This window comes from Okeanomitos corallinicola TIOX110, from assembly GCF_038050375.1.
Taxonomy (GTDB): Bacteria; Cyanobacteriota; Cyanobacteriia; order Cyanobacteriales; family Nostocaceae; genus Okeanomitos; species Okeanomitos corallinicola.
Genome location: NZ_CP150886.1, coordinates 4,453,070 through 4,475,981 on the forward strand (window position 1 = coordinate 4,453,070; position 22,912 = coordinate 4,475,981).

The 22,912-nt window shown below is 36.9% G+C and carries 25 protein-coding genes and 1 tRNA gene; 15 read left to right on the top strand and 11 right to left on the bottom strand.

The genetic code is table 11. From position 1 onward, the window contains the following. Window positions 1–343: 343 nt before the first annotated feature. Entirely contained in the window at window positions 344–706 is a 363-nt protein-coding gene (locus tag WJM97_RS19455; protein ID WP_353933225.1) for a four-helix bundle copper-binding protein, read from the top strand. A 97-nt stretch (window positions 707–803) separates the two neighbouring features. On the opposite strand, the gene WJM97_RS19460 is transcribed toward WJM97_RS19455, so the two are convergent. Continuing rightward, a tRNA-Ser gene (locus WJM97_RS19460) sits at window positions 804–890 on the bottom strand. Window positions 891–997: 107 nt separating this feature from the next. On the opposite strand from WJM97_RS19460, the gene WJM97_RS19465 reads away from it, so the two are divergent. The 8 genes from WJM97_RS19465 to WJM97_RS19500 all read left to right on the top strand — a co-directional run bounded on the left by WJM97_RS19465 (window position 998) and on the right by WJM97_RS19500 (window position 7,372). Further along, on the top strand, window positions 998–1,366 hold the full coding sequence (locus WJM97_RS19465) for a 2Fe-2S iron-sulfur cluster-binding protein (RefSeq protein WP_353930414.1): 369 nt from the start codon (window positions 998–1,000) through the stop codon (window positions 1,364–1,366). Window positions 1,367–1,375: 9 nt separating this feature from the next. Next, window positions 1,376–1,969: a thermonuclease family protein gene (locus tag WJM97_RS19470; protein WP_353930415.1), complete on the top strand. Its 594-nt coding sequence runs from the start codon at window positions 1,376–1,378 to the stop codon at window positions 1,967–1,969. 18 nt (window positions 1,970–1,987) lie between these two features. Beyond that, window positions 1,988–2,797 (top strand): inositol monophosphatase family protein, encoded by an 810-nt coding sequence (locus WJM97_RS19475; protein ID WP_353930416.1) that lies wholly within the window; start codon window positions 1,988–1,990, stop codon window positions 2,795–2,797. A gap of 89 nt (window positions 2,798–2,886) precedes the next feature. Beyond that, a complete protein-coding gene (locus tag WJM97_RS19480) occupies window positions 2,887–3,822 on the top strand; it encodes a J domain-containing protein (protein WP_353930417.1) in 936 nt (311 codons plus the stop codon). Beyond that, window positions 3,822–5,030, top strand: a complete 1,209-nt coding sequence (locus WJM97_RS19485) for an ATP phosphoribosyltransferase regulatory subunit (RefSeq protein WP_353930418.1) — start codon at window positions 3,822–3,824, stop codon at window positions 5,028–5,030. The genes WJM97_RS19480 and WJM97_RS19485 overlap by 1 nt, the downstream gene beginning before the upstream one ends. A gap of 64 nt (window positions 5,031–5,094) precedes the next feature. Further along, window positions 5,095–5,322: a ferredoxin family protein gene (locus WJM97_RS19490; RefSeq protein ID WP_353930419.1), complete on the top strand. Its 228-nt coding sequence runs from the start codon at window positions 5,095–5,097 to the stop codon at window positions 5,320–5,322. Window positions 5,323–5,515: 193 nt separating this feature from the next. Then, entirely contained in the window at window positions 5,516–5,764 is a 249-nt protein-coding gene (locus tag WJM97_RS19495) for a DUF5340 domain-containing protein (RefSeq protein ID WP_353933226.1), read from the top strand. Between the two features lie 459 nt (window positions 5,765–6,223). Further along, a complete protein-coding gene (locus WJM97_RS19500) occupies window positions 6,224–7,372 on the top strand; it encodes an alanine--glyoxylate aminotransferase family protein (RefSeq protein ID WP_353930420.1) in 1,149 nt (382 codons plus the stop codon). 491 nt (window positions 7,373–7,863) lie between these two features. On the opposite strand, the gene WJM97_RS19505 is transcribed toward WJM97_RS19500, so the two are convergent. From WJM97_RS19505 to WJM97_RS19520, 4 genes are all read right to left on the bottom strand, one after another. Then, the gene (locus WJM97_RS19505; protein WP_353930421.1) at window positions 7,864–8,091 is read right to left on the bottom strand and encodes a DUF2949 domain-containing protein; all 228 of its coding nucleotides are present in this window, start codon (window positions 8,089–8,091) and stop codon (window positions 7,864–7,866) included. 664 nt (window positions 8,092–8,755) lie between these two features. Continuing rightward, complete coding sequence (locus tag WJM97_RS19510; RefSeq protein WP_353930422.1) at window positions 8,756–9,271, bottom strand: DUF192 domain-containing protein; 516 nt, start codon at window positions 9,269–9,271, stop codon at window positions 8,756–8,758. Between the two features lie 105 nt (window positions 9,272–9,376). Further along, window positions 9,377–11,137, bottom strand: a complete 1,761-nt coding sequence (locus WJM97_RS19515) for a ShlB/FhaC/HecB family hemolysin secretion/activation protein (protein ID WP_353930423.1) — start codon at window positions 11,135–11,137, stop codon at window positions 9,377–9,379. 302 nt (window positions 11,138–11,439) lie between these two features. Beyond that, window positions 11,440–12,492, bottom strand: a complete 1,053-nt coding sequence (locus tag WJM97_RS19520; protein ID WP_353930424.1) for an LD-carboxypeptidase — start codon at window positions 12,490–12,492, stop codon at window positions 11,440–11,442. Between the two features lie 112 nt (window positions 12,493–12,604). On the opposite strand from WJM97_RS19520, the gene WJM97_RS19525 reads away from it, so the two are divergent. The 5 genes from WJM97_RS19525 (at window position 12,605) to WJM97_RS19545 (ending at window position 15,356) form a co-directional block, all read left to right on the top strand. After that, on the top strand, window positions 12,605–12,976 hold the full coding sequence (locus WJM97_RS19525; RefSeq protein WP_353930425.1) for a Lin0512 family protein: 372 nt from the start codon (window positions 12,605–12,607) through the stop codon (window positions 12,974–12,976). A 177-nt stretch (window positions 12,977–13,153) separates the two neighbouring features. Continuing rightward, window positions 13,154–13,492 (top strand): hypothetical protein, encoded by a 339-nt coding sequence (locus WJM97_RS19530; RefSeq protein WP_353930426.1) that lies wholly within the window; start codon window positions 13,154–13,156, stop codon window positions 13,490–13,492. A 318-nt stretch (window positions 13,493–13,810) separates the two neighbouring features. Continuing rightward, on the top strand, window positions 13,811–14,017 hold the full coding sequence (locus tag WJM97_RS19535; RefSeq protein WP_353930427.1) for a DUF751 family protein: 207 nt from the start codon (window positions 13,811–13,813) through the stop codon (window positions 14,015–14,017). Between the two features lie 149 nt (window positions 14,018–14,166). Beyond that, a complete protein-coding gene (rbfA, locus tag WJM97_RS19540; RefSeq protein WP_353930428.1) occupies window positions 14,167–14,565 on the top strand; it encodes a 30S ribosome-binding factor RbfA in 399 nt (132 codons plus the stop codon). A gap of 554 nt (window positions 14,566–15,119) precedes the next feature. Continuing rightward, window positions 15,120–15,356: a DUF4327 family protein gene (locus WJM97_RS19545; protein ID WP_353930429.1), complete on the top strand. Its 237-nt coding sequence runs from the start codon at window positions 15,120–15,122 to the stop codon at window positions 15,354–15,356. Window positions 15,357–15,664: 308 nt separating this feature from the next. Here the strand turns inward: WJM97_RS19545 and WJM97_RS19550 are convergent, their stop codons facing one another. Then, window positions 15,665–16,018: a hypothetical protein gene (locus WJM97_RS19550; RefSeq protein WP_353930430.1), complete on the bottom strand. Its 354-nt coding sequence runs from the start codon at window positions 16,016–16,018 to the stop codon at window positions 15,665–15,667. Window positions 16,019–16,403: 385 nt separating this feature from the next. Here WJM97_RS19550 and WJM97_RS19555 point away from each other — a divergent pair, with 385 nt between their 5' ends. Further along, entirely contained in the window at window positions 16,404–17,309 is a 906-nt protein-coding gene (locus WJM97_RS19555) for a cation diffusion facilitator family transporter (protein WP_353930431.1), read from the top strand. A 32-nt stretch (window positions 17,310–17,341) separates the two neighbouring features. Here the strand turns inward: WJM97_RS19555 and WJM97_RS19560 are convergent, their stop codons facing one another. From WJM97_RS19560 to WJM97_RS19580, 5 genes are all read right to left on the bottom strand, one after another. Beyond that, entirely contained in the window at window positions 17,342–18,466 is a 1,125-nt protein-coding gene (locus tag WJM97_RS19560) for a restriction endonuclease (RefSeq protein WP_353930432.1), read from the bottom strand. Further along, complete coding sequence (yhdJ, locus tag WJM97_RS19565) at window positions 18,447–19,337, bottom strand: adenine-specific DNA-methyltransferase (RefSeq protein WP_353930433.1); 891 nt, start codon at window positions 19,335–19,337, stop codon at window positions 18,447–18,449. Before yhdJ ends, WJM97_RS19560 begins: the two co-directional genes overlap by 20 nt. Window positions 19,338–19,426: 89 nt before the next feature. Continuing rightward, entirely contained in the window at window positions 19,427–21,049 is a 1,623-nt protein-coding gene (gene guaA / locus WJM97_RS19570; protein WP_353930434.1) for a glutamine-hydrolyzing GMP synthase, read from the bottom strand. 410 nt (window positions 21,050–21,459) lie between these two features. After that, entirely contained in the window at window positions 21,460–22,575 is a 1,116-nt protein-coding gene (cbiD, locus tag WJM97_RS19575; protein WP_353930435.1) for a cobalt-precorrin-5B (C(1))-methyltransferase CbiD, read from the bottom strand. Between the two features lie 31 nt (window positions 22,576–22,606). Then, a complete protein-coding gene (locus WJM97_RS19580) occupies window positions 22,607–22,906 on the bottom strand; it encodes a hypothetical protein (protein WP_353930436.1) in 300 nt (99 codons plus the stop codon). Between the last annotated feature and the right edge of the window lie 6 nt (window positions 22,907–22,912).

Consider the following 22,912-nt stretch of genomic DNA (forward strand, 5'->3'; position numbering starts at 1 on the left):
TATTTTTATGTAAAGATACATAGAATCATAGAATTTATAAAATCATTGATCACTATCTGCATTTATCTACGTCTAATTATTAAAAAATAGTAGTTTATGATCTGATCTAAAAACATCTAACTGTTGATGGTCTAATTTTTACATCTATTAATTTCTCAAGCCATAAAGTCTGACTTAAGTAATAGGAAATAATTTAATTGTAGTTGTTAGAATTCATGGTCTGAATTATTGACTGATAAATTTAAGGACTTTAACTATTGTTTAGCTGAAATAAATAGGTAATTAATTTTGTTATAAGTCCCAATCAGCAAGATCACAAAAACACGACATTTGGAGTATTTTTATAATGGTGATGATAACTGAATCTATGACTACCGAAATGCAAACCTGTATGAATGCTTGCATGGAATGTCATAAAATTTGTTTAGAAACCATGACTTACTGCATGAGTAAAGGTGGTAAACACGTAAATATGGGAATCATCGGCATTTTGCACGACTGTTCAGAAATGTGCATGATGTGTATGAATATGATCATGGGAGGTTCTGAGTTTACACTACGTACTTGTATGCTGTGTGAGCAAATGTGCAATCGCTGTGCTGTAGCTTGTGAAGCAATTAGTGATGATAGAAAGATGACTAAATGTGCAGCAGCTTGTCGTAGATGTGCTGAAACCAGCAGTTCTATACAAAAAGTAACTGCTTAATTTCAGGAAATTACAGAAACTTGTCTACAAACTAAAATTAATTAGCGCTCAAGCTCTACCGTTTGGGCGCTTACAGTTTTATGTTTCAATTTAGAAACGGAGAAGGAGGGATTCGAACCCTCGTATACATTTCTGCATAACAGACTTTCCAGGTCTGCGCCTTAAACCACTCGGCCACCTCTCCAGGTGTCATGAATTCCTATAGTAAACCCAAACCGTAAAAAATGCAAATAATTGATCAAACATTTTTACAATAAACTTACGATCTCACATTCCCAAACAAAAATCAAGATGGTTCAGACTCACACAATCAAAGTTCGCGATCGCCAAGCAGGTACATCATACACCTTAGAAGTTCCAGAAGACCGCTATATTCTGCATACAGCCGAACATAATGGGGTAGAATTACCCTTCTCTTGCCGTAACGGTGCTTGTACAACCTGTGCTGTGCGAGTGATTTCAGGAGAAATTTACCAACCAGAAGCCATTGGACTCTCCCCAGAACTTCGCCGTCGGGGATATGCCTTACTGTGTGTGAGTTATGCTCGTTCTGACCTAGAAGTAGAAACACAGGATGAAGATGAAGTTTATGAACTTCAGTTTGGGCGCTTTTTTGGCAAAGGCAAAATCAAAGCCGGTTTACCCCTAGATGAAGATTAAAAGTAAAACATGAACATAGTACCAAGGTGCAAATACCTACAAGGTAAAATTGCCGCCTTAGTACCCCATCTGGGTATTTTGTTGCAGAAAATGGTAATTTTATCCTGTTTATTATTGCTGGTAAGTTGTCAAAGCAAAAAACAACCAGCCAGCATAATTACTGAAGTCAAACTAGCAAGAGTTGTCAGCGGACAAACCTTAGAAGTATTGGGAATGGGAGAACAACCAAACCTAATTTCCCAAGTCCGCTTAATTGGCTTAGATGCACCAGACTTAGGTCAACGTCCCTGGGGATATGATGCCAAAACAATGATAGAAAAATTGATTGGTGAAGGTGAAAAAACCATCAAGCTAGAGTTTGACCTAGAAACGAAGGATAGATTTGGGCGAACCTTAGCCTATGTATGGAAAGACCAGATGTTTTTGAATGAACAAGTTCTCAAACAGGGGTATGCTCTATTTGTAGGGCGTTCGCCCAATCATAAATACGACAATCGCCTAGAAAATGCCCAACATTACGCTAGACTCATGGGTCAAGGCATCTGGAACCCAGAAAAACCCATGCGCCTTACCCCCAGTGAATTTCGCCGTATGTATAGATAACCCAATGCCCAATGCCCAATGACTAATTTACAAACATTTCTCGACATAGCCACCGAAGCCGCCCTTGCTGCTGGTGTAATTTTGCAAGATTATTTAGGGAAAGTAGAAGACGCAACCACCGAAAAAGGAAGACCAGGAGATTTAGTCACCGCAGCTGACAAAGCTTCTGAAAAGGTGATTTTAGAAATTATCAATCGCCACTTTCCCCATCATGCCATCCTGGCCGAAGAATCAGGAAAACTGGGAAATCAAACCAGTGAATATCTATGGGCAATAGATCCCTTAGATGGTACAACCAACTACGCTCATCAATATCCTTGCTTTGCCGTTTCCATCGGCTTATTTATTCAAGGTGTGCCAAAAGTAGGTGTAATTTATGACCCTTTTCATAACGAACTCTTCCGGGCTGCTGCTGGTTTAGGTGCAACACGCAACCGTCGTCCTATCCAAGTTTCTCAAACCTGTGAACTAAGTAAAAGTCTACTGGTTACAGGTTTTGCTTATGACCGCAGAGAGACCACAGATAACAACTACGCTGAATTTTGTCATTTTACCCATCTCACCCAAGGAGTTAGACGCGGCGGTTCAGCCTCCTTAGATTTAGCCTATGTAGCCTGTGGACGTGTAGATGGATATTGGGAAAGAGGTATTGCACCTTGGGATATTGCAGCTGGTATAGTTTTAGTTCAGGAAGCTGGTGGTAAAGTCACAGCTTATGATGGTAGTGATTTAAAAATTGATGCTGGGAGAATTTTGGCCACTAACGGTTATCTTCATCACAGTATCAGCCAGAAACTCATGCAAGTTAAACCTTTGTCAGCGTGGTGACATCGAAAAAATGCTGACTGGCTGTTAAATTAATATTACTAACCGGGTAAACTATAAGGAAACTGCTGCTTGGGTGCAAGATTGCAATTATGTCTTTAACAATAGATGGTGGATTATTTAAATTTAATTTTACTGATCATCACTCAGTTTTGTGTGTTCCAATTGACGCTAGTGCTGGGGAAGTACGCAAGCGTTATCTGAAAATTGCTCGCCGCTTGCACCCAGATAGTTCTGCACTTGCTAAAAATCAGGAAAAAGAAATTGCCAATGAATTATTATCTAAGCTGGTGAATCCTGCCTATGAAAAACTTTCAGTAGAACGAAATCGGGCAGAATACAATATAATACTTTCCCAAATAGGTAAGCGGTTAGCAAAGGAAACCATAGGAGTTGAACTGGTTACAGAAGTAGGCAAGCAATTAGCATCTGCTCCTAATATTGAGTTACTCTACAAACAAGAATTAGCCAAAATCGCCGAAACTCAATTTGTTGATTTACAGCAAGCAATCAAATATATCGCCCAAATTAGCGAATTAAATTTAGTTTACCTAATGCGCCGCGCAGAGCAATTAAATACTGCTGTACAACCTGCTTCCACCCAGGGGCAATCCACAACACTCCCACCCCCACCACCGAAGGTACAAACCACTAAAAAAGATTCTTTAATAGAACAGTATCAACGACGCGCTCAAACCTTAATCAAAAAGGAACAATTTACTCAGGCCAAAGTAGAATTACAGGAGGCCTTGAAACTTGAGCCAAAAAATGGCCGCTGCCACAGCTTGATGGCAATGGTATATTTACGGCAAAATCAGCTAAAAATGGCAAAAATTCACTTTGATAATGCTTTGAAATTAGATTCCCATGAACAATTGGCCTTGGAATGGAAACCCAAGGTTGATCAAGCTCTAGGAATTAAACCAGCTAATCAGGTGAATAAATCTGCTGATAATGCAGATACACAACCAGAGAAATCTGGAAGTGGTGGTTTGTTTGGTGGTTTGTTTGGTGGGAAGAAAAAATAATGGTGTATCAGCCAGCAGCGGGAGCTAGGGATCTATTACCCTTGGATGTGGCTCAAAAACGCTGGATTGAAGATAGGTTACAACAAGTTTTCCATCGTTGGGGATATCACAGGATTATCACCTCAACTTTGGAACGGATGGATACTTTAATGGCTGGTGAAGCTATTCAACGTCACAAAGTAATTCAGTTACAAAATGGGCAAGATGAAGAACTGGGTTTACGTCCAGAACTGACAGCTTCTATTGCTCGGACTGTGGTAACTCGCATGGCAGAGGATACTTACCCCCAGCGGCTATACTACAACGCTAATGTATTTCGCCGCAACTGGGAAAAAAGGCATAATCGTCAGCAAGAGTATTATCAGGCTGGAGTAGAGTTGATAGGTTCCGGTGGCTTACTAGCTAATGCTGAAGTGCTGATGTTAGTGGCTAATTGTTTGGAAGCTTTAGATTTGGGTTCTTGGCATCTGATTTTAGGTGAAGCGGGAATCACTAAATCCCTGTTGGATGCTTTTCCCATTAAGATCAGAAGTCGGGTCAGAAATGCGATCGCCAATTTAGACCGTGTAACTTTAGATACTTTACCTCTGGCGGAAGAATTACATCAACGCGCCAAAATCATGTTAGATTTGCGTGGCAACAGTGCTGATGTGTTGCAAAAAGTCAGCAGTTTAGCTCTAGATGCTGACCAACAAGAAGCCGTAAATAACCTCAAGTCCCTAGTAGAATTACTGGAATCAGAGGGTAAATTTTCTTTAATTCTTGACCTCAGCTTAATTCAAACCATTGACTACTATACAGGTATTGTGTTTGAAGTAGTCAGTGATATAAATGGACAAGCACAGGTATTAGGGAGCGGTGGACGTTATGATCAACTTTTGGGGCTATATCATCCCCAAGGTCAAAATATTCCTGGTATTGGCTTTGAACTGAGTATAGATGATTTATACCAAGTTTTAACTTCTAGTCAGCAATTACCGCAAAGTATCCCAGCCAGCCACTGGTTAGTAGTACCCAACAGTGAAAATGTAGATGCTGCCTTTGCTTATGCCCAAAAGTTGCGAGATTCTACTCATTTAGTGAGGGTGGAAATGGATCTAGGTGGCAGAGATGCAGAAGCGATTCGACAGTATGCACGCGATCGCTCAATTGCTCAAATTGCCTGGATCAACTCCGATGGTACACCCACTATTGAAGCAGTCCGTTAACAGGTAATATTACAAATTGTTAAGCTAGAAACGGCTGATTCAATAAAGAGAGGGAATCAAGAAAATGGCACATACAATAGTAACGGATGTTTGTGAAGGTGTTGCAGACTGCGTAAGTGCTTGTCCTGTAGCTTGTATCCATGAAGGACCCGGTAAAAACGTCAAAGGAACAGATTGGTACTGGATAGACTTTTCTACCTGCATTGACTGTGGCATCTGTTTACAAGTTTGCCCAGTAGAAGACGCAATTTTAGCCGAAGAACGGCCAGAATTGCAAAAAATTGCAGAATAATCATTAGTGATTAACAGGATAATAACCGACAATAAAACACTAAGTTGGTTTGCTATTTGATGCACTCCCCCACATTAATGCTGGGGGATTCTGGGTGACAAAATGAGCAACATAGGCTGAAATCAGCAGGTCTATTCAAGAAATTAATTCTCAATCAGATACAATCTTATATTGGTAACCTTATATGAAATTAATGGAGCAACTTCCTTTACCTGCACCTATCCACTACGAACTTATACTGCAACTGTTAGAAAAGCAAACGCTGAATGCTGTCAACAACAATCAAGATTTACGGCATGAAGTCAATCAATTAATTATTACCCTCAGAAAAGCCGCAGCACAGCAAAAGCGATTAGAAGAAATTTGTCAAGCTTCCTCTGTAGAAGTTGATCACCGTTGGTCACTCAACCATCATCATGGAAAAGCCATAACGCCAGATTGATACCTAGAACAGATGTGACTCTCTCAGGTACTATAATCTGATGACTAACATCTTGTTATATTGTCAATTACGAAAAAATCAGGTTTATAGCCTTGGATGTTGGCAATAGAATTTTTGGCAGGATATGAAATAGCAAACTGATTGAATTTGTAGATGAATATCTAACTATAAATTTGTCATCAGCAACAATCACACAGACAGTATGTAGTAGAAGTGGTCTATGAAAAAGAGGAAACAGATTATGGTTTAGACAGTAATGCTATAGCAGCGATTGATTCATGCTGATGTCAATGGTAGTTTGAATATTTTACGTAAAGTAGTCCCGACAGCTTTTAGTCTAGGGATAGGGGGCGTTGTAGTTTGCCCTGTCGGGGTTATTCCCGACAAATGAAAGGCATGAGATATTTGTCTATGTTTTTTGGAACTATTCACTCTTATTGGATTTTTAGGATAGAGATAATGGACGATAAGCTAATGTTGATGATTCCTGGACCGACCCCAGTTCCAGAAGCGGCTTTACTAGCATTGGCCAAACACCCCATTGGCCACCGCACGGCTGAATTTAGCAACATGATGGGGGAAGTAACCGAAAACCTAAAATGGTTGCACCAAACTGAAAATGATGTACTGATGCTGAATGTCAGTGGTACTGGTGCTGTAGAAGCAGGAATGATTAATTTCCTTTCTGCTGGCGATCGCATTTTAGTCGGTTCTAACGGTAAATTCGGTGAACGTTGGGTAGAAGTTGGTAAAGCTTTTGGTTTAAATGTCGAAACTATCAGCGCAGAATGGGGAAAACCTTTAGATCCTGCTCAGTTTGCAGAGAAATTACAAGCTGATACCAACAAAGAAATCAAAGCTGTCATTATCACCCACAGCGAAACCTCCACAGGTGTAATTAATGATTTGGCAGCTATTAATAGTCATGTCAAAGCCCACGGTGAAGCCTTAATTATTGTTGATGCTGTCACTAGCTTGGGTGCTTATAACGTGGCTGTTGATGCTTTAGGTTTAGATGTAGTGGCTTCTGGTTCTCAAAAAGGTTACATGATACCCCCCGGTTTAGGATTTGTATCTGTCAGTCCTAAAGCTTGGGAAGCATACAAAACTGCGAAATTGCCCAAATATTATTTAGATTTAGGTAAATATCGTAAATCTACTGCTAAAAATACCACTCCTTTTACTCCCCCAGTTAACTTAATGGTGGCATTACACACCACCTTGGGGATGATGAAAAAAGAAGGTTTAGAGTCTATTTTTGCTCGTCATGAACGTCAAAAAAATGCTACTCGTGCGGCCATGAAAGCTTTAAACTTACCATTGTTTGCACCTGATGAATGTGCTAGTCCAGCTATTACCGCTGTTTCAGTACCGGGTATGGAAGCTGATAAAATTCGGTCATTAATGAAAAAGCGGTTTGATATTGCCTTAGCTGGTGGTCAAGACCATTTAAGTAATAAAATTTTCCGGATTGGTCATTTAGGATTTGTCTGCGATCGCGATATTCTCAGCTGCATTGCATCCCTAGAAGTTGTCCTTGCAGAACTAGGTTATGACAAATTTACTCCTGGTGCTGGAATAGGCGCGGCTGCTAAAGTGTTTGGATAAGAGAATAGGTGACAGTAAACTAATTAGGGTTTGCTGATAAAGTCTTGTCGTGGAGACAGGTGACAGGTGACAGGTGACAGGTGACAGTTTCAAGAGTTGGATGGGAACTATTTTTCCTTGAAGCAGGAATTAAATGCAAGGTTTTTCAGTTCTCACCTCATCAAAGCTTGCATTTTTTGAAAGTCAAAATCGCTAAAATCGTTTACCTGTAATGTTTTGAGATTTATTCAGCAAGCCCTAATTAAAACATAATAATTAACATTAAAAAGGCGAGTCTTGTCATGAACTCGCCCTTTTATTTTGGATGTGAATGAGTAAAAATTCTTAGTGTTGATTTTCTGTTTTCTATTGATTAAACTTTGCACTAGGCAGAGTTTTAACATACCTCATTTCTCCTGAAATAGCTCAACCGTTTCAGTTTAAATTTTTGCATCATACAGTTAGCTGCCATATTTACCAGCAATGAATTTTCTGGTTTTTCATTGCTGAAGTTATACAGTCTCTAACCAATCATAAATTTGTTCTAACTGTTCTAGGGTAATTAACCCATACTGCCAAAGAACCATAGTTAAAGAACCTGTATTTTGCTCACGATGACGCAAAGCTACATCGAGGGAAGCGGTGGAAATTGCTAAATCTTCTTGGAGAAAATTAATTAAACGGGAATATCTTGATGGTGTCATTTGTATCTCACCTTTTTGGGTAGAGTGTATTATCATATATCTCTCCTGAATTTCTCAGTGATCTCAAGCCAGTATTTGATGTGTCACTGTACTATGACTGGATAAATACTCCATCACAGTTAAGTGGTTATTTGTCCCTACTAGAGTTTGGTGATCAACAAAGTAAGTTTGATTTTGCTGGTTTTTAGCATTTTGAAGTCATACTAATTCTCAGTTACTCTAGCTGTATTCTATTTAGTTGTTTGCATTGTATGTAATTACGTTTGGAGTCACCAAGATTCCATAGCTTATAGTCCTCTATTGATGACTATTTACACTTATGCCAAAAGGCTGATATTTGAAATTAAATTTTGAAGCTATGATTTAAGGTAGTAGAAACCTAAGTTTGATGTGATTACGGATACTGCTAAATATTAACCCCTTTATTTTAAGTATTTGTTTGACTACAGTATCTTCATAGAAAATTGATTAATTCTTTACACATATCAGTTATCAATCTGTTTCCGGCTCCTACTGACCAAAAGAATGGGATACAAGCCCCGTCCTTCTAGGACGGCTTTATGGTAAAATTTAGGTATAGTCGCCATAGGGCATTGGGAGACTCTAAACGGACATGGAGGGACGGTAAGACCACTTGTGGCGCATCCCAGCGAAGTGTCAAGGAATCCTCGCTCCTTTAGGACGAGGAGGTATGTCAATACTAACTAGGTTCAAAGAATTCAATTTCAATGCGATCGCCTACTTGTAAATTTAGCTCTGTAGCTCTTTTTGCTCTCAGTTCAATGACTTGATCTATGGGTACATCGGGTCCATAGGTAGGACAGGGTTCACTTTTGCAGGGAGGTGCAGAATTTTCAATATATTTGATCACTCCTTTGTGCAGAAATACCATATCTAAAGCTACGGGTACATTCTTCATCCAAAATCTCACAGGTTGAGCGGAGGGAAATACAAATAACATTCCTCTGTCACCTGGTAAAGCTGGCCGATACATCAACCCCATCATCTGCTGCTCTGGTGTTTCTGCTACTTCTAGGTTGATTTTCTCACCTTGGGGAAGGATAGCTTGAGCGGAAATTGGCAAGTTTTGACCTTTTTCTGTGGATATTATGATTGGATCTGTTGATGTGTTGTTTGGTTCAGCTGTGGTGGGAGGAGAACAACCCATTAATAAAACACTCAGTAGTAAACAAAATAAGGTTGAGTAACGCAACATATGGGTTGATCAAGGAGTTTTTCTAATTTAGATTTCGATTTTACAGAAATTTCTCAAAAATAGCCCGTTATTCAAAAAAATTATTTTTTAGTCCTGAATTCTGACCTAAAAAGGCCTGTATTCAATGGAGAAGTATAGACCATTTTCTTGTAAAGAATTTCCGGTTTTATCTACTTTAAGTAAGGGAATACCCCAGTCAAATCTGGCATTAAAGTTTTGACCTACTAATAAGCGTAATCCTAAACCAAGTGAAGATAAGGTTTTTTGGTCAATTTCTACATCAGAGCTAGAGTGATTCCAAACAGTGCCTATGTCAAAAAAGGGACTTAATTCTACTGTGGTTTGCCATTTGGGAACACGCAAAATGGGGGTGCGAAGTTCTGCGGATGCAAATAAACCATTATCTGCTAATAAGGAATCCTGACGATAACCACGGACACTTTGTTGACCACCTGCGCTAAATTGCTCTAATGCTAGTAAGGGGCGATCGCTCAGTTGTATATCTGATCTTAATAGTAATGTTAAGTCTGGTGTTAGTAAGCGTAAATACTGGGTTTGTCCACGCCATCCTATAAACTGACCATCGGGTTCTGTACTATTATTTGTCGCATTAAAGGCATTGATCCCGACGCTAAATTGCGATCGCATCGCAAATACTTGCCGACTGTCTCGCTTTGTATATTCCTGAAAAAAGCGCAGTGCGGAAATTCTCACTTCCCCTTGATCATTTGCACCGAGGGAGAGAGGATAAGGTTCATCTAATAATGATGTTTCTGACTCTTGTCTTGAACCTGTGACACCGACTATAAATTCTTGGGTAGGACTTTGGTGCAGAGGTTGACGATAGGTAATTTGATAGTTACGTGATGCTGATTGAATATCTAAAACATTAAAAGGTGCTTCGATAATATTTGTTTTGGTACGACTGTAGTTAAAACCGATAGTACCGTTTTTGGCATTAATGGGGAATGTGTAACTGAGATTATCTAAGGAGTTACTACCATCGGTATTAATATAACCAACACGAAAGCGATCGCCAAATCCTAATAAATTATTGTGATTAATTTGTAATTGACGACGTACACTTCCAACGCTAGGCGATCGCTGATTATCAATACTTATCTGTCCAGAAAAAGCATCTGCTTCCTGTACTTTAACGTCCAATATACTGACACCAGTTCGAGAACCCGCCGCTAATTCTGCTGATAAATTAGCAATTAAAGGATCAAGTTGTAACAGTTGCAAAGCTTGGAGTAAGCGATTTTGCTCCACAGGTGCTTTTGTTGCTAATGCTAATCTACTACGAATGTAACTAGGTCTTAATCTATTCAACCCAGATATATTAATTTCTGCAATTTCTCCTTCAATTACTTGAATTTTTACCACCCCATCTTTTATATTTTGGGGAGGAATAAAAGCACCTGAAGTAATATAACCGCTCTCTATATATAGTTGATTAATAACTTCTTTAGCTTGTAATAATTCAGCAAAGGAAAGAGATTTATTAGTAAAATCTTTCAGTTTATTTGTAAATTCTTCTTGACTAAAAACCGTACTTCCAATTACCTCAAACTTTACCACTGTAATTGTGCCGGGAATATCTCCTATTGATGGTTGAGGAGTTGTAGGTGTTGTTTCTGGTTGAGGAAGTAATTCTTCCAGGGGTGGTAATGGTTTTTCTGGTAGAGGTTCACGATTAGGTAATACTGGCGGTTGTATTTCTGTTTCTCTTATTCGATCAGGTGTTTGTGTAATATTTTGGGTAATTATTTGAGCATTAGCTGGTAATAGCAAACTACCCAGAATAAGCTTATTTAATAAAATATAACAAATATATTTTTTCGACTTTTGATTATTAATTATCATGAGTTTATCTTCCAATTTTATATACACCCCTTAACTGAGAGATGAAAAATTATGTTGATCACATAAATATCCGAAATTTATGAAGTATTACCACTGTAATGTAGCAGTAAATATAACTAAAATCTACTAATACAATAGGTGATTTTTGTAACTATTGTCAAGACTTTTAAATAGTATTTTTTTTAAATATAAAAATTATTGTTAAAGAATTTTGAAAGAATTTATTTATATATAGCAATGGACAAGGCGGTTAGGACATTAAGCAAAACTAAAACTTAGACACTGAAAGACTTCTAGGTCTGTCACCTGTTCCCTGTCACCTGTTCCCTGTCACCTACCATAACAGATGCTTCTAGCATTTTTATTGTGCCATAATCAGCATCTATTTCTACCTTTAAACCTACAGGAATTGTAAATTTATCTTTGACATGACCAATCATAGAACCATACCAAGCCGGAATATTTAAAGGTTGAATATGTTGTTGTAATATTTGCTTTAATGTAAATGATGGTTGTTCTGAAACTTGACAATTGGTACATTGTCCAAAGATAAAACCAGAAATTTGATTGAGAATACCAGCATTTTTTAATTGTGTTAACATTCTATCTATTCGATAAACATCTTCACCGATATCTTCCACAAATAAAATGTTATTATGCCATGATGGTAAATAAGCAGAACCAATCATAGCGGCTATAACTGATAAATTCCCCCCAATTAATTTACCTTGTGCTTGACCTGGAGTAATTTTTTCGATGTTTCCTTCTGGGGTGGAACTATTTTCCATTGTTAATAATTCCCCATCAAATAAAATTCTTTGAAAGTAATCAACTGTAAATTTATTCCACGTGGAAGTAGCAACACCACCATGAAAAGTAATTAAGCGACTACGAGCATTAATAGCTAATAATAAAGAAGTAATATCACTGTAGCCAATGATAATTTTAGGATAAGAACGGATGAGAGAATAATTTAGTAAAGGTAAAAGGCGATTACAACCCCAACCCCCACGCATAGCCATAATTGCTTTAACAGATGGATCTGTAAACATCAAGTGAATATCTTTAGTACGGTTGATATCCGTTCCTGCTAGATAACCATGACGATCTAAAATATGTGTTCCTATCTTAATATTTAGTCCTAATTTTTGAAAAGTTTCCTTGGCATTTTCAATATCTTGATTTTCAATGATCCCAGCAGGAGAAATTAAGCCGATGGTATCACCTATTTTAAGTCGTGGTGGTTTAATTATGGTCAGTGGTGAAATCGTATTTTGAGCTATAGTTGGAGCAATTTGGGTTAGTAGGCTAGATACTCCTAAAGTAGTGATAAATTGACGACGATTTATATTCATAAGATTAATGACTACTAAAAACTATGGCTTCATATATTTGTAAATATGTAAAATTATTTAACTGTCTCATATAGCGATAAAGTAGAGGATGAAAAGTTAAGAAAATTTACTTATGGCACTTAAACGCTTTATTATAGAAATGGGAATGGGAGTAGATCAACATGGACAAGAACCAACAGTAGCAGCAGCAAGAGCAGTCAGAAATGCGATCGCTAACAATGCCTTATTAGGTATTATGGAGGTAGCAGGGTTACAAGATCCCAATGAGATGATAGTAGAAGTGAAAGTAGCTGTACCATACCCCGAACAAGTAAGAGAAGCAGAAGTATTATCTGTTTTACCATTCGGGAAAAAAACCCTAACTGTAGAAGTTGGAGGAATGGTAGTGGATGGGTTAGCGATCGCCTCTCTCAATGACAAAAATGATGAAATGTTGATAGCAGTTGCAGCAGTGACAGTGTTAGTTGAAACCAAAGAAAATTAAGATAATTTAATTATAAATTATGGAAAACATATTTCAAAACCTCACCTGTTTTCAATTCTATTGATTAACATTGATTTTCTGCGTTAAACTAGGTATGTTCGGATAAATATTAGGATGTATTGGGATTATCTCTGGCAGTAAATTCAGTAAAACAACTACCTTCATAACTCCAGTGCAATGTCTCAAGAACCAAAGAAATCAATCCAAATTCAAGAAATTATCGGACTCAAACCTCAACACTTCGCAGATTTAATCAGAACAGCACAATTAATTTTTGACCCCTGTTCTGGAACAGTAGGTAGAAGTTTAAAAATAGATTGGGGAGACTTAGGTGTTCCGGTTGATGTAGTGGATAATCTCAAAGAACTCGGACAAGAATATCAATATGCTTCTCCTCACATTCCTCCTGAAGAAATCTGGAGTAAATTAACCACAGAATCACGCATTTGGTTCATTGAAAACAAAGATAATTTATGGCGGTTTGAAGAAATTCTCCCTGCACTTGACGAAGATTAACAGCTTTCTAGAGCATCAATACTACCTGGGTTATTACCCAGTGAAAATAATTTGCTGGATAGGGGAAAAGGTTAAATTAATTACCATTTTCCTTTATTCTTTTATCAAGTTTTACTAGGAGGATGTTTTACCAAAAGATTAATTACTAAATACCAATTATTTATTATTAATTACCAATTACTAGCCATAGTTAAATATTAAATATATGCCAATCTGAGTTATTTTATCTGAATTGCACGATTTTCCACCCTGTGTATTACAATTAAGTTAAATAAGCACCTGAAAAAAACAGTTAATAACAAGGTAGTCTATATTCAAATGTTTGATGGATTTTGGGATAACGTATTTCGCTACCCTCGTTACTTGATCACTATCGTCTTAGGTCTTTTTCTAAATACCTTTGAACCATTCATGCCACTCTTGAAACGCCCAGTTACTTTGATAGCTATTTTGGGTTTGTTTGTGGGAAGTATATTTTTTTTAACGTTTACTCTCCGCGCTATGTTGGGATTAAATACAATCTAGGTACAATACCGTTAAAATCTGGATTGGGCTTAACCATAATTTAACCCCGCTGACTGTTGCTGTTGCTGGTTTTAATAACCGCAAGCACTGTTCACCTAAATTTGCATTCGTATCTTATTGTACAAACTCTGTGAGAAGGCGGAATTTATATGGCTACAAATCGCCGCGTTTCCCGCGTTGCTGAACTAATTAAACGAGAAGTTAGCCAAATGTTACTCAACGGTATTAAAGACGACCGTGTGGGGACAGGAATGGTAAGTGTCACTGACGTAGATGTTTCTGGTGACTTACAACACGCGAAAATCTTTGTCAGTATCTATGGGACAGAGGAAGCTAAAGCTGAAACAATGGCTGGTTTGAAGTCGGCTACTGGTTATGTTCGTAGTGAACTGGGTTCTAGGGTAAGGCTGCGCCGTACTCCAGAAGTGATATTTGTTGAAGATCGCTCTCTTGAAAGAGGTACTAAGCTTCTGAGCTTATTAAACCAACTCCAACAAGAGCGTTCTTCAGGAAGCATGGAAGAAAATGAGGAAGATTTTCCTGAATAAGTAAAGTTACTTATTTTAAACTTTGTATGTATTGTAGTAGGGGTAAGGCCTAACGCTCAACCTCTACTGAAGGCTTACTGATGAAAAGATTGGTATTGTGTAAACAAACAATATTGAGATTATTAAGGATATTCAGAGTATAGGTTAAAAAAATATTAACAGATTGTAGTCATACGGCTCATTAGTGTAGTTTAGCTATTTAGTATAAAAATTTTTTTGATACAAAGAATCAGAAAATCTTAGATGAAATTGTAACTATGGACATATAGATATCAGAGTAAAAAACCTGTTAATTAATTCTAGTGAGCTAATACATACAAGATATTCCCACTGCTAGTCTCTGGGATTGAAAGTTGGAAGCGGAATTAGGTTTGATGTTATCTTTCCTTGACAAACTTAATATTTCTTTAGATAATTTACAGGTGTGTAGCGTCAAAATGATAATAGTTCCGTATAGCAAACTACAAAACCTAGCCACAGGTCTAATTATTTCCATCTTTGTTCCTAATTAATTTTGGGAACACAACCTAAATGTAATTTTGTGAGTAAAAACCATGAGTGTGAATACGGTGCCTTCTATCAATTATTACTCTCTAGACGTAATCCAAGACGAAGCACGCCAACTTGTGCAAAGGGGGATAGTGAGCCGTCAACAGCCAATATATACACTTTGTCAATATATCCCAGCCAGAGAGTGGGTTTGCGTGGAATGTGAATTGGAGAAATGTGACTTTCTATTGCGCGATCGCATTGGGGATTTAATTGGCCGAGAAGAATGGGATAACGACTAATTAAAAGTTAGTTTTGAATTAAATGTTAATTTTTTGATGTGTGGATTTAAGAAAAAACATTTTTCTGTCCATCATCCTGAAATTAACTATGAAAAAAGAACAATTACAGTCTGAATTTATACTACTTTGCCAGTAAGCGATATTAGCTATACCCTAAGCCAAAGGATCGCTATTTTGAATAAGTAGTCATTATTTTATTTATGCTTGTCCAGAGTTTATAACTTTGGACAAGTATATTTTTTGGTGGGAGAAAGGTGAAGGAGGAGTTGGAGAGATTCATAACTCAATTACGAATTACGAATTACAAATTATCCCACTTGCTCTAAATATTGATTAACATCCTCAATTATGCGAGTAAGTTCTGCTTCTGTTGTTAAGCGAATACCCATATTACGAATAGTTAGTAATACTTTAGCGGCAAAAGGAGTAGGCCAAATATTAGGGTTACAAAACACTTCTAAAAATACTTCTCCGGTGTAGCGATATTCTAAAGAGGCTTGGGGAGTAACTTTACCACCACCAGGAGTCGGTTTAGCTGCTACAGCTTTGAGACTCAGCATTAATTGGTCTATTGCTGCTTTTAATTCCCTTGCGGCTTGGGCTGAAAAACTAAAGGAGATAGAACCATCAGCTAAGTTTAGTGTTAAAGGTGTAGAAGACATAGAATTTTTAATTAAAACCTCTGCATTACTACATATCCTACTTAATGGTGCTATGAGTCAAAACTAATCAATAATTCTTATTGATATTTTGACTATTTTTCCAGATTTTATAAGAAATCAGGTATATGAGAAATTTTATTTCCACATTATTATCAATTTATAAATGAGAATAATATCTTCTTGAGCAGAAATGATAATGTCAGAATTAATTGTATATTTAGCAAATTTTATTTACAATAAATCTCAATAAATTGGCATAAATTCAGAGATTATCAAGAAAAACACTCTTTACACTGTAAGATTTTGATACATTTTATTTGTATTTATTTTTCCTTGATGCTTTACATTAGAAGCTATAGAACATACAAAAACTAATAAATTTTTTATGGCTTACGATAATCGCTTGGAAATTAGAAAAGTATTAATTATTACTCTAATTCTGAATTTATTTGTCATGGCAATAAAAGCAGTGGTGGGATATTCTACAGGCTCTCTCAGTTTATTAGCTGATGCTTTGCATAGCGTGACAGATAGTGCTAATAACGTTTTAGGATTAATTGCTATTAAGTTTTCTTCCCCAGTACCTGATCGAGAACATCCCTACGGACATCATAAATTTGAAGCAGTAGGTGCTTTAGGGATAGCTGCTTTTTTAGGAATAGCTTGTTTTGAAATTCTCCAGGGAGCGATTGAGAGAATTCTTAAAGGTGGTTCAACTATAAAAATATCAGGAGTTGAATTGTGGTTATTATTAATAGTCTTAGGAGTAAATATTTTTGTTGCTTTCTATGAACGTAATGTTGGTAGAAGGGTAGGTAGTCCGATTTTAATTGCTGATGCTACACATACCATGAGTGATGTGTGGGTGACTATTTCTGTATTAGGGGGGTTAATAGGAATTTGGTGGTTAAATTTGCAATGGTTAGATGTAGTTTTAGCCTTTCCTGTAGCTTTGTTGGTGTTTTGGAGTGGTTGGTCAGTTTTAAAAGAGAATTTACCTTGGTTAGTAGATGAAATGGCGATCGCACCGGAAACTATTCATAGTATTGCTGTTGCTGTTCCTGGTGTCATTAATTGTCATGATATTGCTTCCCGTGGTGTTTTAGGTCGTCAAGTTTTTATAGAAATGCATTTGATCGTAGATGCACCGGATGTAGAAACTGCTCACCATATTACTGAAGCAGTAGAACAGCAATTACAACAACGTTTCAGTCCTGTGAGAATTATTATTCACGTTGAACCACCTGAATATAAAACGGAAACTATTAGTTTTGAACATCAAGAGCAATAGACTAAATTTGTGAGGATAGTATTGAGATCAAATTAATTCAATACTTCCTCATCCATATTAAATTCAACTCGACTCTGTAAAACTATTTCTTCAATAACCTTCATACCTCTGTTAGATTCTAATACCTGATCGAAAAAGAGTATTAATTGTGGGATATTGATAATTTCTTCTATTGCTTCCATATATCTGCTGACAACAGCATTAATCTTATATCTCATGCTTGCTTGTGCCGCAATTATTTTTAATAAATCTTCTATTGTCTGCTCAGTTTTGATTACAAAAGTAACTGGATATCTTTGCACTTTATCAATATCTAAAAAATATTTACCTGCATCTATAGTTTCTGTAACTTGAAAGAACCTACCAAGAGGTTTCATTACGAAATCTATACCTCCATCATTAGCATTTGTACGACCTGTTTTATAAAGAGATAAAGATTCAACATTTAGTTCATCTGGAGACCATCCCCAATATATTTTTTGTTCTGCATAATATTCCTTTAATATTGCATAACTAACTATTTCAAAAACTCTAGCATCTTCATTAGGATTGATTAATTCTTTAATAAAATTAATTGCTGCTTCTGGTTGTTGCTGCTGTATGTCAGTCATTTCTTGGCAGCGTTTCATAAAGTTCGTAAATGATTCTGTTCTTGCTTGTATATAGGCATCTATAATATCTTTAATTGCCTGAGCAATATTAATAGTTTTATTTTCAATTGTCAGTTTAAGTAAATTTTCATTTATCCAATATCGGTTAGTTTTAATATCTCGAATAATTGGTAAATAATCTGATATTAAAAAATATTTTTTAAATTCTTCATTTAACCGACTATTAAGAGCGTGATTTTGTAGTTTACTCCCAAAAGGTAGTTCTCTTTGTCTTATCAAAAGTGCTGTATATTGTGCGCCTTCATAATCTTCATATCCATTTTTAATATGAAATTCATTTTGTAAATAATCTTCAACTAAAACATATATTGCATAATGATTAGCAAAACTAGCTCTTGATTTTGAACCACGATTTGCTGCCTTTGTTTTAATATTGATATATTGTAATAATTGACTATTATTGAAAATAATATTCCCATTTTCCGGAAAATATTTATCCAGAATATCAATGATTATTTGGGTAAATTCATGATGTAATATTGGCATCAAAAATACTTCCTTGCCTAAATTCACATTCTATATTTTTACCATGTTTATTTCTGATTTTGTGATTTTTATCTGGTGATAAAAGTCTTTCCCCTTCGTACTCTTGCCATCCAAAAACTCTTCTTAAACCAATTTTTAGATATTCCTTTTGCAGTTCAATACTAATTGTCTTTCTGCCTAATTGTTTCGCAACAGCCGCAGTTGTAAAAGTTCCAGCAAAAGGATCTAATATGAGACTATCTTGATTACTACTTGCAAGAATAATTCTTTCTAACAATGATTCTGGTTTTTGTGTAGGGTGATTTTCATATTCTTCCATTCTGTATCTTACACGAGGAAAATACCAAGCATTACCAGGGACTTTTTCCGTATTATAGGGAGTGGGAACAGATTTTCTGTAATCAATTAATTTACGTTGTGAACCAGTTTTTGCTTCAACTTTTATATCATCTGCATTAAAAGTATAATCATTTTTATTTTTAACACAATGAAGAATCGGTTCATACATTGAACCAAAATATTTTTTAGCTTGTACTCCAGAACTATCATAATGCCACACTATTCTACTTAAAATAGTTAATTCTTTTCTTACGTAAATATCAAAATATGGCATTGCTTGGGTGCTGGTCATTAAATATAATGTTCCATTTGGTTTGAGGATGCGAATACATTCATTCAGCCATTGATATGACCAATTTATATATTCTTCTTCAGAATCCCATTGATCATGAAAATCACCAAATTTTTTACCTATATTATAGGGAGGATCAATAAAAATTAAATCTACTGATGCTGAGGAAATATGATTTCTTAAAACGTTCACACTATCACCATGAAATATGATATTTCCTTGTTGTTCATAACTTTGCATAATTATTTTTTGTAGTAAATATCTAACTACAGGAGAACGGGTGATAACTTATTGCTGTCACCTGTCCCCTGTTATCTATGACCTATTTATTATTCCCACTCGATAGTTCCAGGTGGCTTGGAAGTGATGTCAAAAACCACGCGGTTAACACCTTTGACCTCATTCACAATGCGGTTAGAAATTCCCTCTAACACATCATAAGGTACTCTTGCCCAGTCTGCTGTCATCCCGTCTTCGCTGGTGACAATCCGTAAAACTATGGGGTAAGCATAGGTTCTTTTATCACCCATTACTCCCACACTACGAATAGGTAATAATACGGCGAAAGCTTGCCAATAATCGTGATACAAGCCACGTTGGTTAATTTCTTGGCGGACAATTAAATCAGCATCCCGTAAAATATTTAACCTTTCGGCAGTGACTTCCCCTAAAATCCGAATTGCTAAACCAGGGCCTGGGAATGGTTGTCTTTGGACAATTTCTTCTGGTAAACCGATGGAACGGCCTACTTTACGGACTTCATCTTTAAATAGTTTCCGTAATGGTTCAACGAGTTTAAATCTCAAATCTTTGGGTAAACCACCAACGTTGTGATGACTCTTGATTTTTACTGCTACCCGTTCACCAGTTTTCGGATCAACATTGGTATCCGCAGATTCAATTACATCGGGGTAAAGTGTACCCTGTGCTAAATAATCAAAATGTCCTAATTCTTTCGATGTTTCTTCAAAGACACGGATAAATTCATGGCCGATAATCCGGCGTTTTTCTTCGGGATCTGTAACACCTGCAATGGCAGAAATAAAGCGATCGCGTGCGTTAACATACTCTACGGGAATATGAAACTGTTCCTTAAACAATTTCAATAACCTTTCTGGTTCTAATTTCCGCATAAAGCCTTGATCAATGAACACACAGGTTAGTTGTTCACCAATGGCTTTATAAAGTAAAAATGCCAAGGTTGAAGAATCTACACCCCCGGAAAGTGCTAATAATACGCGCTTTTCCCCAACTCTGGCGCGAATTTCTCGAATTGATTCCTCTACAAAAGCCGCAGTTGTCCAAGTCGGTTCACAGTCGCAAATATGGTAAACAAAGTTACGAATTAGTGCTAAACCACCTAGTGAATGTACTACCTCTGGATGGAACTGCACACCGTAAAGTTTCTTTTCGTGGTCTGCTATTGCAGCACAGGGTGTATTTTCTGTATGTGCCAGTAATTCAAAACCTGGGGGCATTTTTTTTACTGAGTCGCCATGACTCATCCACATGGTTGTGCCATCTTCGACGTTGGTTAACAAGTCTGTGGGATCATCTATATATAATGATGCTTTGCCATATTCACCCCGTTCAGCTTTGACAACTTCCCCTCCCAGTTGGTTCACCATCAACTGCATCCCATAGCACACTCCTAAAATGGGAATGCCTAAATTCCAGATTTCTGGATCACAATGGGGAGCATGATCGCTGTAAACTGAGTTTGGTCCACCGGAAAAGATAATTCCTTTGGGGTTGAGTTTGCGTAAATGTTCCGCTGTGGTGCGGTAAGAAAGAACTTCTGAATAAACTTGAGTTTCACGGATACGTCGAGCTATAAGTTCAGAATATTGAGAACCAAAGTCTAAAATGACGATTATTTGGCGGTTAAGCGCCTTTACATCTTCTTGGTTTGGAGATGTTTCTTCGGTTGGTAGAGTCACCGCTGTGTTCATGATGGTGGATGTGTGTCTTTGAGGATAAAAATTGTAAATACCATTTCCGGCTTTTTAGGTTAGTAATAATCAAAACACCTTTTTACAGCAAATTTTTCTGGATTAGGTACACATATGGGGAAAATATTCCCAGATCGAAATACTTAATAATATTTAGATGTGTACTTTATTTACTTGTAAAGTGCTGTTTTATGGTAATAACTACTGTTAAACCTATCAAGCCGATAAATTTGGCTTATTATTAATTGCAAAAATATCCATTTAGTATGGTATGGCGTAAATAAACAGACCATTCTCAATGGCTAAAAAGATTACGCCATATTACTTTTGACTTCCGCGAAGCGGTGTTAGGGTTCAATTAACAAAAAATTGTTTATTATTCTGGTTTGTTTATGATTATTCATATTAAATTAGCACAATTTTTCCATCAACATACAACCAGTTTTACTACTGGTGATAATTTGGCGATCGCGGTCAAAAACAACTGAACCGCAGACTGTGGTGTTAATTTCTCTATTGCTATGACTTTTTATATATTCTTGAGCGCGGTGATCAATTGTTTCTACAATACTACTGTAAATTTGGTTTGTCCAATTACTACCAGTTGTACTATCTAAATGACGTAAATGTTTCAAAGCAGCTTCTGCGGTAGGACTATAAAAGACAGTGTGTATATGGGAACATGGTAAACTGGCGATCGCACAATGAGCGGCTAAAATTTCCCGTCGGCCATCAGCTAAGTGATGATGGGTGTGAAAAATTCCCCCGGCAAGTTTCATCAGTTTACCGTGATAACCAAACAATAAAATTTCCTGCACACCCAAAAGATGAGCTTCGACTAATAAAGGTCCCAACCAGTTAGCTGTTTTTACCAATTGTTGGGGATTTATCCCTAATTTTCTCGCTAAATCTAAGCCATTTTCACCAATACAAAAAACTAAACTTTTAAACTGACTAGCTTTTTCTTTTAAGTCATCACGGAAAGCAGTTAACTGATCAGGTGTACTCAAAGGTTGAGAAATACCCGTTGTACCCAATAGAGAAAGTCCTTCCACTACACCAAAAGCGGAGTTAGAAGTACGAACGGCCAGCGATCGTCCTTGGGGTAAAATAATTGTCACTATAATTTTTTCCCCTGGTGCTAACAACCGTTGTAAATTCTCAGTGAGCAAATTTTCAGCATAACCATAAATCGCTGCTTTTCCATCATTATTTAATTGTTTACCAATTCCCTCTCCCCCTTGAATAATTACTCTTTCCCCATCTCCCTCGTACCATGTCACCATTGCCCAAATTGGTGTATTTTTTGTCAAGTCAAGGTTATCACCCGGATCACTACGGGTAATAGCTAAAGCTGAATTTTTAGAGATTCCAGCCACCTGTTCAATCGGAATATCTGCAATTTCCGCAGGTGTAATTAAATCTACTGAACTAAAAGTTAAAGCTTGACGCTGACGTAACCAATGTAAAGCTGCAACGGCCGCAGCGCAAGCAAACACGGGGAGAGTATATCCAGAATTAGTCATTGGTTATTTTTTACTGTCACCAGTTACCTAATTAAACACCTACTTCTAATAACAAAGCCTCCATCGCTTCCCAAGAAATGCCTTGTTGAATATAACGGGGTGATTCAGGATTATAAGGACTAGCTATGCGATCAATTGCCACAATAATGGCATCATCTGGTAATACAGGTACATCTGGATCAAAATCAGTAGGACGCATTAAAGAACTAGAAAATCCTTTAAACACAGCAATTTTATCTTGTTCATCACCAATACTTATGGTAACAAGTAGGACTTCTTGAGGTCTTTTGATGGTGTATTGTTCTAACCGTTTACCAATGGGACTATTCATCAAGAG

What these genes read in the sequence shown, in the direction of transcription:
- WJM97_RS19510 (WP_353930422.1), bottom strand. Translation starts at nt 9,271, where the DNA reads ATGTTGCGTTACTCAACCTTATTTTGTTTACTACTGAGTGTTTTATTA.
- WJM97_RS19530 (WP_353930426.1), top strand. Translation starts at nt 13,154, where the DNA reads ATGTCTCAAGAACCAAAGAAATCAATCCAAATTCAAGAAATTATCGGA.
- WJM97_RS19515 (WP_353930423.1), bottom strand. Translation starts at nt 11,137, where the DNA reads ATGATAATTAATAATCAAAAGTCGAAAAAATATATTTGTTATATTTTA.
- WJM97_RS19555 (WP_353930431.1), top strand. Translation starts at nt 16,404, where the DNA reads ATGGCTTACGATAATCGCTTGGAAATTAGAAAAGTATTAATTATTACT.
- WJM97_RS19550 (WP_353930430.1), bottom strand. Translation starts at nt 16,018, where the DNA reads ATGTCTTCTACACCTTTAACACTAAACTTAGCTGATGGTTCTATCTCC.
- rbfA (WP_353930428.1), top strand. Translation starts at nt 14,167, where the DNA reads ATGGCTACAAATCGCCGCGTTTCCCGCGTTGCTGAACTAATTAAACGA.
- WJM97_RS19470 (WP_353930415.1), top strand. Translation starts at nt 1,376, where the DNA reads ATGAACATAGTACCAAGGTGCAAATACCTACAAGGTAAAATTGCCGCC.
- cbiD (WP_353930435.1), bottom strand. Translation starts at nt 22,575, where the DNA reads ATGACTAATTCTGGATATACTCTCCCCGTGTTTGCTTGCGCTGCGGCC.
- WJM97_RS19535 (WP_353930427.1), top strand. Translation starts at nt 13,811, where the DNA reads ATGTTTGATGGATTTTGGGATAACGTATTTCGCTACCCTCGTTACTTG.
- WJM97_RS19480 (WP_353930417.1), top strand. Translation starts at nt 2,887, where the DNA reads ATGTCTTTAACAATAGATGGTGGATTATTTAAATTTAATTTTACTGAT.
- WJM97_RS19520 (WP_353930424.1), bottom strand. Translation starts at nt 12,492, where the DNA reads ATGAATATAAATCGTCGTCAATTTATCACTACTTTAGGAGTATCTAGC.
- WJM97_RS19525 (WP_353930425.1), top strand. Translation starts at nt 12,605, where the DNA reads ATGGCACTTAAACGCTTTATTATAGAAATGGGAATGGGAGTAGATCAA.
- WJM97_RS19545 (WP_353930429.1), top strand. Translation starts at nt 15,120, where the DNA reads ATGAGTGTGAATACGGTGCCTTCTATCAATTATTACTCTCTAGACGTA.
- WJM97_RS19500 (WP_353930420.1), top strand. Translation starts at nt 6,224, where the DNA reads ATGGACGATAAGCTAATGTTGATGATTCCTGGACCGACCCCAGTTCCA.
- WJM97_RS19475 (WP_353930416.1), top strand. Translation starts at nt 1,988, where the DNA reads ATGACTAATTTACAAACATTTCTCGACATAGCCACCGAAGCCGCCCTT.
- yhdJ (WP_353930433.1), bottom strand. Translation starts at nt 19,337, where the DNA reads ATGCAAAGTTATGAACAACAAGGAAATATCATATTTCATGGTGATAGT.
- WJM97_RS19490 (WP_353930419.1), top strand. Translation starts at nt 5,095, where the DNA reads ATGGCACATACAATAGTAACGGATGTTTGTGAAGGTGTTGCAGACTGC.
- WJM97_RS19580 (WP_353930436.1), bottom strand. Translation starts at nt 22,906, where the DNA reads ATGAATAGTCCCATTGGTAAACGGTTAGAACAATACACCATCAAAAGA.
- WJM97_RS19485 (WP_353930418.1), top strand. Translation starts at nt 3,822, where the DNA reads ATGGTGTATCAGCCAGCAGCGGGAGCTAGGGATCTATTACCCTTGGAT.
- WJM97_RS19465 (WP_353930414.1), top strand. Translation starts at nt 998, where the DNA reads ATGGTTCAGACTCACACAATCAAAGTTCGCGATCGCCAAGCAGGTACA.
- WJM97_RS19505 (WP_353930421.1), bottom strand. Translation starts at nt 8,091, where the DNA reads ATGATAATACACTCTACCCAAAAAGGTGAGATACAAATGACACCATCA.
- guaA (WP_353930434.1), bottom strand. Translation starts at nt 21,049, where the DNA reads ATGAACACAGCGGTGACTCTACCAACCGAAGAAACATCTCCAAACCAA.
- WJM97_RS19495 (WP_353933226.1), top strand. Translation starts at nt 5,516, where the DNA reads ATGGAGCAACTTCCTTTACCTGCACCTATCCACTACGAACTTATACTG.
- WJM97_RS19560 (WP_353930432.1), bottom strand. Translation starts at nt 18,466, where the DNA reads ATGCCAATATTACATCATGAATTTACCCAAATAATCATTGATATTCTG.